The sequence below is a fragment of the Dysosmobacter sp. Phy genome, from assembly GCF_054476235.1.
The window spans coordinates 1,341,913-1,353,788 of the sequence record NZ_CM136997.1 but is presented as its reverse complement, the minus strand read 5'-3'; the positions used below and the strand labels follow the sequence as shown (position 1 = coordinate 1,353,788).

8 protein-coding genes are annotated in these 11,876 nt (G+C 52.6%); 7 read left to right on the top strand and 1 reads right to left on the bottom strand.

Annotation, left to right across the window (positions count from 1 at the left end; all coding sequences use genetic code 11):
- Window positions 1-83 precede the first annotated feature (83 nt).
- From ACVDHE_RS06645 to ACVDHE_RS06615, 7 genes are all read left to right on the top strand, one after another.
- Complete coding sequence (locus tag ACVDHE_RS06645; protein WP_458886011.1) at window positions 84-926, top strand: DegV family protein; 843 nt, start codon at window positions 84-86, stop codon at window positions 924-926.
- Between the two features lie 47 nt (window positions 927-973).
- Entirely contained in the window at window positions 974-2,773 is a 1,800-nt protein-coding gene (gene glgB, locus ACVDHE_RS06640; protein ID WP_458886010.1) for a 1,4-alpha-glucan branching protein GlgB, read from the top strand.
- A gap of 128 nt (window positions 2,774-2,901) precedes the next feature.
- A complete protein-coding gene (locus tag ACVDHE_RS06635; protein WP_458886009.1) occupies window positions 2,902-4,677 on the top strand; it encodes an oleate hydratase in 1,776 nt (591 codons plus the stop codon).
- A gap of 100 nt (window positions 4,678-4,777) precedes the next feature.
- Window positions 4,778-5,368 (top strand): HdeD family acid-resistance protein, encoded by a 591-nt coding sequence (locus ACVDHE_RS06630; RefSeq protein WP_300272206.1) that lies wholly within the window; start codon window positions 4,778-4,780, stop codon window positions 5,366-5,368.
- 70 nt (window positions 5,369-5,438) lie between these two features.
- Window positions 5,439-6,794 carry a radical SAM protein gene (locus ACVDHE_RS06625; protein WP_300272207.1) on the top strand — a complete coding sequence of 452 codons (1,356 nt, stop codon included), beginning with the start codon at window positions 5,439-5,441 and terminating at the stop codon, window positions 6,792-6,794.
- Between the two features lie 21 nt (window positions 6,795-6,815).
- Window positions 6,816-9,629 (top strand): oxidoreductase, encoded by a 2,814-nt coding sequence (locus ACVDHE_RS06620; protein ID WP_458886008.1) that lies wholly within the window; start codon window positions 6,816-6,818, stop codon window positions 9,627-9,629.
- A 51-nt stretch (window positions 9,630-9,680) separates the two neighbouring features.
- On the top strand, window positions 9,681-10,439 hold the full coding sequence (locus tag ACVDHE_RS06615) for an SDR family NAD(P)-dependent oxidoreductase (protein ID WP_317336467.1): 759 nt from the start codon (window positions 9,681-9,683) through the stop codon (window positions 10,437-10,439).
- Between the two features lie 213 nt (window positions 10,440-10,652).
- Here ACVDHE_RS06615 and ACVDHE_RS06610 read toward each other — a convergent pair whose 3' ends face one another.
- A complete protein-coding gene (locus ACVDHE_RS06610; RefSeq protein WP_458886007.1) occupies window positions 10,653-11,609 on the bottom strand; it encodes a DUF6076 domain-containing protein in 957 nt (318 codons plus the stop codon).
- Between the last annotated feature and the right edge of the window lie 267 nt (window positions 11,610-11,876).

Here is an 11,876-nt window from a genome sequence, read left to right as displayed (position 1 = left end):
TTCTTGTTTGCTCAAATAGTTTTGTCCTTTGGGGCAGGCAATTATTTGGGCTCTGATTCGTAAAAAGGAAGTCTTAGGACAATATGAGTATTAAAATTGTGACGGATTCAACCTGCGATTTGCCCCGGGAACTCATTCATGCACATCATATTTCGGTGATCCCCCTGCACATAAACAAAGGAGAAGACTCCTTTTTGGATGGCCTCGAAATCACGCCGGAGGATATCTTTTCTTATGTGGAAAAAGGAGGAGATATCTGCACAACAGCTGCGCCAAATCCTATGGAGCTGTCAGAATATTTCGAGGAACTCAGCCTGCAATATGAAGCGGTTATCATGATTACAATTGGCTCCGGTTTTTCAAGCTGCTATCAAAATGCAGTGATTGCTGCCAGTGAATTTTCCAATGTGTACATAGTGGATTCAAAGAATCTATCCAGTGGTCAGGGGATTATTGTGATGGAAGCGGCCAAAATGGCAGAACAGGGCGTCTCACCCGAAAAGATATGTATGCGCTTGGAGAGTGCCGCAAGCCGTGTCAATGCCAGCTTTATTCTTGACCGGTTGGACTATATGCGAAAGGGCGGCCGTTGTTCTTCCGTTGCGGCACTGGGGGCAAATTTGATGCATCTGAAACCGTGCATCGAAGTCAGCGGTGGAATCATGCGCGTAGGAAAAAAGTATCGGGGTTCTCTGGAAAAAGTCATGTATCAATATACCAAAGACCGCATTTCGGTACCCGGAAATATTTCTGATGGACGTGCCTATATTGTATATCCATCTGCTAAGCGGGAAGCTGTGGACGCTGCGAGGCAGGTCCTGACCGAAGATAAAAGATTCACTGATATTCAAGAGACCTTCGCGGGCTGCACAGTAGCATGCCATTGCGGACCCAACACGATTGGTGTGATGTTTCTTGAGGATTAGAAAACAAATAATGGAAAAGCGAGCAGCTGTTGTGATAGGAGCAGAACATGGATTTTCATGGATTTTATACTGGTAAAATTTTTGATGCCTATCAATATCTCGGCGCTCATATAACGGACGCCGGCGTAGTATTCCGCACCTTTGCTCCGGGAGCGCAGAAGGTTTCGCTGATTGGAGAATGCAGCCAATGGCGGGAATACGATATGAATCGGGTCTATGATGGAAACTTCTGGGAGTGTTATGTGGACAGTGTCAAACCGGGAAGCATGTACAAATACCGGATTTATGAAAAAAGCGGTAGCTGCGTTGACCACTGTGATCCGTATGGTTTTGGAATGGAGTTGAGGCCCAATTCCGCATCCATCGTTCGGGATTTGAACTCCTACCAGTTCCATGACTCAGCCTGGATGCTTTCCCGCTCTGACTGCAAAAACAGGCCACTTAATATTTATGAACTCCATTTCGGCTCGTTCCGAAAGCCATCGGAGAGAGCGGATGATTGGTATACTTATGAGGAAATGGCGGATATTTTGATTCCGTATCTCAAGCAAAACGGATATAACTATCTGGAAATTATGCCGCTGAACGAGCATCCCTGTGATGAATCCTGGGGCTATCAAAGCACTGGCTTTTTCAGCCCAACCTCCCGTTATGGAACAGCAGATCAGCTAAAGGCCTTTGTAGACGCCTGCCATCAGAATAGCATAGGTGTCATTATGGATTTTGTTCCGGTCCATTTTGCGGTAGACGGCTATGCTTTAGCTCAATTTGACGGCACAGCTTTGTATGAGTACCCCCATGCGGCAGTGGGTGTCAGTGAATGGGGAAGCCTAAACTTCATGCACTCTCGTGGTGAGGTTCGCAGCTTTCTGCAATCTGCGGCGAATTACTGGCTGGCGGAATTTCATGTAGATGGCCTGCGCATGGATGCAATCAGCCGCATGATCTATTGGCAGGGAGACCCTGGACGAGGTGTCAATCTGGACGCAGTAAAATTCCTGCAATATATGAATCGGGGGTTGAAGGCACTGCATCCAACCGCAATTCTGATAGCGGAGGACTCCACATCCTATCCCGACGTTACAAAGTCTGTGTCTGAAAACGGCCTGGGGTTCGACTATAAGTGGGACATGGGCTGGATGAACGACACCTTGGATTACTGCCGCACGGCTCCCGCATATCGCGGCATGAACTATCATAAGCTGACCTTTTCCATGATGTATTACTATCATGACCAGTTTCTTCTTCCGCTGTCCCATGACGAAGTCGTTCACGGAAAGGCTACAATCCTGCAAAAAATGAACGGTCACTATGAGAAGAAATTCCCTCAAGCCAGAATCCTCTATATGTATATGTATGCCCATCCGGGAAAGAAGCTGAATTTTATGGGGAATGAGATTGGGCAACTGCGAGAGTGGGATGAAAAGCGGCAGCAGGACTGGAACTTGTTGGATTTTCCTGTACATCGGGAGTTCCATCGCTTCATGATGGACTTGAACCATATTTATCTGCAACATCTTGCTCTGTCTGAAAAAGATTACGATCCCGATGGCTTTCGGTGGCTGGACTGCCATCAGGAGGAGCGGTGTATCTACGCCTTTGAACGCATAGGAAGCAGTGAACGAATCATCGCTGTCTTTAATTTTTCCAACTGTGAACAGATATACCAATTAAAGGTACGGAATTCGCAAACTGTCCAGGTGCTGCTGAGCAGTAATTGGGTAATTTACGGCGGCGATGAAACAAGTTGCGGCGCAAATTTGACGCCCAAAAACAACATACTGGAATTGACGATGAAACCCTATACGGCGCTTTATATGGTGGCGTGCAGTACAAATAAAAACTGAGTACAAAATACAGACAAAAGCAGTCCCTTTGCCTAAAAAACAGGCATGGGGGCTGCTTTTGCCCATATCATGTGCAGGAGTTTCCGGCTACAATACAAGCACAAACAAAAAACAAGGAGGCGCACAATATGTATTATGCAAGCGGCACTTATGAAGCATTTGCACGTCCTTTGAAGCCGGAGGGCGTTGACCAGAAGTCGGCCTATATTATCGGCACCGGGCTGGCGGCCCTGACCGCAGCCTGCTATCTGGTGCGGGATGGTCAGATGAAAGGTGAGCACATCCATCTCTTTGAGAAAGACCCCATCCCCGGTGGAGCCTGCGACGGCTGGGAGTATCCCGGTGTGGGATATGTCATGCGCGGTGGCCGCGAGATGGACAACCATTTTGAGGTCATGTGGGATCTGTTCCACTCCATTCCTTCCATTGAGACGGAGGGCGTCAGTGTTCTGGACGAATACTACTGGCTGAACAAAAAGGACCCCAACTACTCCCTCTGCCGTGCCACTGTCAATCGGGGCGAGGATGCCCACACCGACGGGAAGTTTGCCCTGTCCGACAAGGCGGCCATGGAGATCATGAAGCTGTTCTTCACCCCCGACGAGCAGCTTTATGACAAGCGCATCACGGATTTCTTTGACGACGAGGTACTGAACTCCAACTTCTGGCTCTACTGGCGCACTATGTTCGCCTTCGAGAACTGGCACAGCGCCCTGGAGATGAAACTCTACATCAAACGCTTCGTCCACCATGTGGGCGGTCTGCCGGATTTCAAGGCCCTGCGATTCACGAAGTACAACCAGTATGAGTCCATGATCCTCCCCATGATCAAGTATCTGGAATCTCACAATGTCCAGTTCCACTACAACACCAAGGTCGCCAATGTGGAATTCGACATCCAAACCGACAGGAAGCTCGCCAAACGCGTCGAGCTGCTTGTGGACAACAGGACCGAATACGTGGACCTGACCGAGAATGATCTGGTGTTCATCACCAACGGCGGCTGCGTGGAAAACTCCACCATTGGTTCCCAGAATGCTCCTGCTGCCTTCAACACTGAGATTAAGCCGGGCGGCGGCTGGGATATGTGGCGTAAGATCGCCGCCCAGGACCCCTCCTTCGGCCATCCCGATAAGTTCTGCTATGATCCCGAGCAGTCCAACTGGATGAGTGCCACTGTCACTACTCTGGACCAGAAGATCATTCCCTATATCAAGAACATCTGTAAGCGCGATCCATTCAGCGGCGGCGTTGTCACCGGCGGCATCGTCACGGTGAAGGACTCCAGCTGGCTTCTCAGCTGGACTATCAACCGCCAGCCCCAGTTCCGCAGCCAGCCCAAGGACCAGTGCCTGGTCTGGGTCTACGGGCTGTTTTCCGATAAGCCGGGCGACTATGTGAAAAAGCCCATGCGGGAGTGCACCGGCAAAGAGATCTGCATGGAGTGGCTGTACCACATCGGCGTGCCGGAGAGCGAAATTGAGGAGTTGGCCGAGCACAGCGCCAATACCGTGCCGGTCATGATGCCTTATATCACTGCTTTCTTTATGCCCCGCGCCGCGGGCGACCGCCCCGACGTTGTTCCCGAGGGTGCCGTCAACTTTGCCTTCCTGGGCCAGTTTGCCGAGACTAAGCGGGACACCATCTTCACCACCGAGTACTCCATGCGCACCGGCATGGAGGCCGTTTATACCCTGTTGGACATCGACCGGGGCGTGCCGGAGGTTTGGGGCAGCACCTATGATATCCGTGACCTGTTAAACGCGACTATCCAAATGCGGGACGGCAAGCCGCTGACGGAGATGGACCTGGGCTTCAAGGAGAAAATGGTTGTCAAAAAGCTGCTGGAGAAGATTCAGGGAACCGACATTGAAAAGCTGCTGAAAGAATATCATGTCATTTAAACCAGAATGTTCTGGTAAATGAAACAGGGCTCCCACACTCAGCCGAGCCTGTCAGAGTGTGGGAGCCCCATTCTATAACAAAGGGAAGGAGATGTTGGCAGTGCCCTCAAATAAGCGGATTTGGGCCGCAAAGGTCGGCTATATTATCATTTCCATACTGATTGGTGTGCTGGGCATTGTGCTGATCGCTGTTCCGAATTTTTCCGTTTCGCTGTTATGCCGACTTGGCGGCGGAATCCTGATTCTGTTCGGCATTGTAAAAATTATCGGCTATTGCTCAAATGACTTATACCGATTGGCTTTTCAATATGATTTGGCAATTGGTATTTTGCTCATTGCGCTTGGCGCGATTCTGATACTCCGCACACGCATTATGACCAGTCTCATCTGCGTTCTTCTGGGAATTTATACGCTTGCCGATGCGCTTTTGAAAATACAAATTTCCGTCGATTCAAAAGCATTTGGCATTCGCCAGTGGTGGCTGATCCTCGCGGTGGCGATTATCACCGGTGTCGTTGGCTTTCTGCTGGTTTTCCGCCCGTCAGAAAACGCACGGATTGTTATGATTTTGCTGGGACTGGCCCTCCTTATGGAAGGTGCATTGAATTTCATTACGGTTCTGACATCTGTTAAAGTCAATCACCATCAACCGCCGATTGTCACCGGAAGTGAACATGAGGAAATCAAGTAGAATTTGTACCTATACATGCCCATAGAGCTTTTATAAAAAGAAATCAAAATACATAAGGGAGGATGTCATAATGAATGCTTCAACAGCAATCAAAAAATTCGGATTGGAGCAGGCCTTCAACTACCTGTATAAGGATCCAAAAGAAAATCTCGTAAAGCTGATGGATTGGGCGGATAAGTTTGCAGGCGGCGAGTTTGAAACGCAGCGGAAGCTCATCCGCGAGGCGATCACGGATCCGAAGCACCCCTACTATCCCTTCATTCAGCGGCTTCTCACAGACATCGACCCGGAGGTCATGAAGACCATCGCCGTGAACTTCTTTATCAACGCCTCCTTGGTTGGATGGCCCAAGCAGGAGGAGTGCCGCAAGAAATATGGCTGCAATATTCCATGGGCCATTCTTCTGGACCCCACCAGTGCCTGCAACCTCCACTGCACCGGCTGCTGGGCCGCTGAGTACGGCAACAAGCTGAACCTGACCTACGAGGAGATCGACAGCATCATCCAGCAGGGGAAGGAACTGGGCATCTACATGTACATCTACACCGGCGGCGAGCCGTTGGTGCGCAAGAAGGACCTGATCCGCCTTTGCGAAAAGCACTCCGACTGCATTTTCCTCAGCTTCACCAACGCTACACTGATTGACGAGGCTTTTGCGGACGAGATGCTGCGGGTGAAGAACTTTGTCCCCGCGATTTCCCTGGAGGGCTCCGAGAGCGCCACAGATGGCCGGCGGGGCGACGGCGTCTACGGCAAGGTCATGAAGGCCATCGAGCTGCTGCATCGGAAAAAGCTGGTCTACGGGATTTCCGCCTGCTACACCAGCGCCAATTTCGAGTCCATTACCTCTGAGGCGTTCTTCGATCAGCTGATCGGCCTGGGCTGCTATTTCATTTGGTACTTCCACTATATGCCGGTGGGTAATGACGCCTCTCCGGAGCTGCTGCCCACGCCGGAGCAGCGGATCGCCACCTATCACCGCATCCGGAAATACCGGGCGGAGAAGCCCCTGTTCGCCATGGACTTCCAGAACGACGCGGAGTATGTGGGTGGCTGTATTGCCGGCGGCCGCAGGTATCTGCACATCAATGCCAACGGTGATGTGGACCCCTGCGTGTTCATTCACTACTCCGACAGCAACATCCGGGAAAAGACGCTGCTGGAGTGCCTCCAGTCCCCCATCTTTATGGCCTATCATGACGGGCAGCCCTTTAATAAGAATATGCTTCGCCCCTGTCCCATGCTGGAGAATCCCCAGCTTTTGCGTGAAATAGTGCATAAGACCGGCGCCCACTCCACGGACCTGCAATCGCCCGAGAGTGTGGATCACCTGTGTGACAAGTGCGTTACCTACGCAGAGAACTGGAAACCCGAGGCGGAGCGGCTGTGGGAGGACAGTAAAACGCAGAAAACATGCGGTGTCTGATTACAAAAAGGAGGAGTTTCTATGTACGAAAAACTATTTACCCCTGGTAAGATCGGCAACATCACAGTAAAGAACCGTCTGGTCATGTCCCCCATGGGTATCGGCCTGGCGGAATTGGACGGAAGTCCCTCCGAAGATATGCTGGCCTTTTATGAGGCCCGCGCCATGGGCGGAGCCGGCCTGATCATCCCGGAGATCACCCGGGTCAATGATGTCCATGGTGCCGGACTGATGCGGCAGCTGTCCGTCACCCAGGACCGCCATATCCCCGGTATGGCCCGGCTGGCCACGGTGGTCCATAAGCACGGGGCTAAAATCTTCATCCAGCTCCATCACCCAGGCCGGGAAACGGTCACTGCGCTCACCGGCGGGCAGCCGGTTGTCTCCGCCTCGGCCATTCCCTGCAAATACCTTCAACAGGACACCCGCGCCCTGACGTCCGAAGAGGTCCAGCAGCTCATTGCCCAATTTGTGGCTGGCGCGGCTCGGGTACAGAAGGCGGGCTGTGATGGTGTGGAGCTTCACGCCGCCCACGGCTATCTGCTCCAGCAGTTTCTGTCTCCCTATACCAATAAGCGGGAGGATCAATACGGCGGCAGCTTTGAGAACCGCCTGCGGATGATCTCTGAGATCATTGCCGGCATCCGCGAAACCTGCGGCCCCGATTTCCCCATCGGTGTCCGCCTCAGTGTAGAGGAATTTCTGGATAAAACTGGTGTTAATGAGGACTACATCCATATCCAAGACGGCGTAAAGATTGCCATGGCTTTGGAGTCCATGGGCATTGATTTTGTTGATGTATCCGTGGGTCTGTATGAGACCGGCATCACCTGCGTGGAACCTATTTCCTATCCTCAGGGTTGGCGGCGTGAACTCATCAAGGCCGTCAAAGACCATGTGCATATCCCTGTCATCGGCGTCTCCTCCATCCGGGAGCCTGCTGTGGCAGAGCAATTCCTGGCTGACGGCGTGGAGGACTTTGTGTCTATGGGCCGCAGTTGGTTGGCAGATGAACAGTGGGGCAAAAAAGTCCAGGAGGGCCGAGAAGCGGAGCTGTGCAAGTGCATCAACTGCCTGCGCTGCTTCGAAAGCCTGAATCAGTGGAATGCCGCGGGCCTTCCCCCCGAGTGCGCTCTAAATCCCCGGATGGCCCGGGAGCGGAAGTACGGCGATCTGGAGCGGGATATTCAGAGTCACACCGCCGTGGTCGTGGGTGGCGGTCCCGCAGGCATGATGGCTGCCAAAACCCTGGCAGAGCGCGGTGTCAAGGTCACGCTGCTGGACCGGGGCAGCGAGCTGGGCGGTACTGTGAATCTGGCAAAAAAACCTCCCCTGAAGGAACGGATGCAGTGGGTGGCCGACTATTACGCCAACGCCTTCCAGCGTCTGGGTGTGGAAGTTCAGCTGAACACCGAAGTTACCGCTGACACTGTGGCGGCACTCCAGCCTGATGCCGTGGTGGTGGCCACGGGTTCTAAATCCGTGGTGCCGGATAGCATCCCCGGCGTTCATGGTGCCAATGTCCACACCATTGAGGAGGTCCTGTCCGGAAAGGTGTCTTTGTCCGGCAAACAGACCGTGGTTATCGGCGCGGGCAACACCGGCATCGAGACCGCCGAATATCTGTGTGCCGCAGGGAACACTGTCACCATTGTGGATCAGCTGGATAAAGTGGCACCCACGGCTAACCACACCAATGTGGCGGACATCTGTGGGCGGCTGAATCAACACGGAGCCAAATTCCTGCTGGCTCACTCCCTGAAAGAGATTCGGGAGAATCAGGTCGTGTTGGAGCGGCTGGTGGATCATGCCGAGGTCACTGTCTCCGCAGATGCGGTGGTGCTGTCGCTGGGCTTCCGTCCGGACAACGCCCTGGCAGAGGAACTGCGTGCTAAGAGCATAGAAACTGTCGTAGTAGGAAGCGCCGTGAAGGATGGTACTATCGCCCCTGCTACCCGCAGTGGCTATGAGGCTGGACGTCAGCTCTTCCGCCCGATGGTGAAGGCACCCAGTTTCCGTGTGCCCGCTGAGGACCTGCCTAATTTCGGAAAGGTGTCCCTGATGAAGAATCAGGAGGGCGTATATTTGGCTTATCTGACAGATCCTGCCGCCATCGCTCGGTTGCTTCCTCCCCCGCTAAAGCCCTTCTCCATCCCCGTGGTGACGCTGTCCGTCTGCCATGTGAAGGAACCCACCTTTGCGGATGACTATTACGAAGCCATTCTGGGTGTCTACGCCACCTATGGCACCACCCTGGGCCTGTATCCTCTGGGCCTGGTGCTGGGTGGCCCCGGTGCCGAGATGGCAGTCCAGTGTGGCCGGGATAACGGATCCATCCCCAAGAAACTGGGGGCTGAGTTCGTCATCCGGCGCAGCGGCGATTCCGTCACGGCTCAGGTCACCCGCCGGGGCACTCAACTGGTGGACCTGAAGATGGAACTCGGTCAGTACAACAGCCCCTTGACCGGTACACTGTATCAGTTCCCGGCTCCAGGCAAAAAGACCTACGGCGGTGGTTTCTACTTCCATTTTGACCGGGAACCTGACCAGCAGGGCATCAGTCACTTTATGAACGGCTGCCTGCTGCAGAACCTGTGCGAATATACATACCACACCTGGGAACCCGGCTTTGCCGCATTGCAGCTTCGGTCCTCTGTGGACGATCCCTGGGCGGAACTGCCTATCCACACCATCGTGGGCGGTGCATACTCCAGCAACGACTTGATGGTTCACAAGCTGAATCTGGCGGAGAAGGTGGACGCTGATGCGGTGGTGCCCTATCTCCTCACTGGGCGCTATGACCGGACAGCGTTCATGGAAACAGGGCGAATCTGAGGCAGCCTTATTATCTTTCGCTGACTATACTAAAACGGAAAGGAAGCATACATGATGAAACTGGAAAACAAAGTTGCCATTATCACCGGATCGACCCGCGGCATTGGCCGCGCTACTGCCAAACTTTTTGCCGCCGAAGGCGCTAAGGTTGTCGTGGTGGGCACTAACGCAGAATTGGGCGATAGCTGCGTGGCTGAAATCAAGGCCGACGGCGGCGAGGCCATTTTCTGCAAGACCGATGTTACCTCTGAGGAGAGTCTGGCTGCGCTGGTGAAGGCTGCGCTGGATACATACGGCCGCATTGACATTCTGGTGAACAACGCGGGTGTGGGCGGTTCTACCGCTAACATGAATGACATCACCATGGATGAATGGAATAAAGTCCTGGCAACCAATCTCACCGCACCCTTCATGCTGTGCAAGAAGGTGATCCCTGTCATGGAGGAACAGGGCGGCGGCGCTATCGTCAACATTGCCTCCATGGCCTCCACTGGCGCGGGCCGGGGCGGGTTAGCCTATACCTCCGCTAAGCACGGTCTGCTGGGGCTGACCAGGCAGATGTCTATGGATCATGGCCGCACCGGCGTTCGTATCAATGCCGTGCTCCCGGGTCCCATTGAGACAGATATGATCGCTCGCGTTCTGGCAATCCCGCAGCATCCGGTGTGCATGAAGATCAAAATGAGCCCTGCCACACGAGCCGGCAGACCCGATGAGGTCGCACAAGCAGTTGCGTTCTTGGCGAGCGATGAAGCAAGCTTTATCCATGGTGCGGCTTTGGCTGTGGATGGTGGCTACACTATTTTCTGAGCGCCTGTGAAAGAACCGTAAACAATAACTAATGTGTACATTGACAAAGGAGCTGGTAGCCGTCATGGCTGCCAGTTCCTTTGTTAAGATGCCTTTTTGCAGATATCGGGTAGGTTCATGGATTAAGGTATTAGTTCCTCCAGGTACTCCTTATCAGCATCATACAGAAAGCGAAATGCTTTTTCTTATAAGTGGAAGGCCAGAGTCAGTCTCTTACGATTCCTTTAACCAAGTCGTATATTCCTCCAGTGTGATCTTTCCACTGTCGCACTCGGCCTTCTTTTCTCTGGCGCGTTCACCCCAGGCGTATAGTTCCTCCGGCAGAATCTTCCCGGACTTCGTCCAAGCAAACCGCTTTTTATATTCCCGGCGGTATGCCTTGAAGACATCGTCTGTATCTTTTTCCCGTGTCCACTTCGCTATGGCGCCGACGTCTTTGCAGGTACGCCCCTTCGAATCAAACACGCGGTCACAGTATTCGGCGTTGGTCCGCCCGGTGATTGCGAAATACTTTCCGCAATTTTTGCAGACCCGCATCTTCTGTTCCCGCCTGACCCACTCCCGCAGATAGTAATCGATCAAGTCGTAGATGCTCTTCGGATAAAGGACTTCCGCATAGGCGTTTCGGTCGATCATCTCAAAAGATACCGTCAGCGGTTGGAACTCAAACGGACGTGGGTCTACGTGATAAGGGTCCTTGTAATAATCATAGAGCCTGCTGGAAACAGAACGCTTGCTGGCATCCATGTCCAACACACGCTCCAGCAGATCCTTGATCTGTTTCTGGGCATAATCAATATTGCTGGGGATATGCGCAATGGCCTTGTGGGGCAGCATGTCAGATGCGTGAGCGAAGTTATCCTTCTCTGCCTCGTTCAGTCTCTTGGACCAATCCAGGAACAGCAGCTTAAAGAATATATGCACATCGGATAAGCTCTGCAAGGTAAAGAATACATCTTCGGTGTATCTGGCGTCACGGGTCCTGTACAACTCTAAAAGCGCACGGTCGATCTTCTTGATCTGGGGTTCCCGTTTCCAGATGTCCAGGTCGAGCAGGGAAAAAAGGCTTTCCGAAAACGGAAAGTCTATTTTTTGTGTGAAGCGGTCGTCAGAAACATCATCGCTGTAAATGAAATATTCCCTTCCGTTAGCGATATAGGTCTTAAACATATACTCAGACATGAAAAAACTCCCTCTCGGATTAGACTCACTATTCATCTGCAAAACGATAGGTCTTGACAAGGGGCGACCTATCGTGTTAGACTCAAAATGCGGCGACCAACAAAACTATGATATTAAAAATAAGTCTAAAATATACGTGACCAAATGTCAAGCAGATTCTATTGGTCGGCCCGATGCACCTCGACAACTGAATACCCACCGCCAAAGTTTATACTCACCGGGAGGAGTATCGCCAGGACTACATTGTGACCGCAT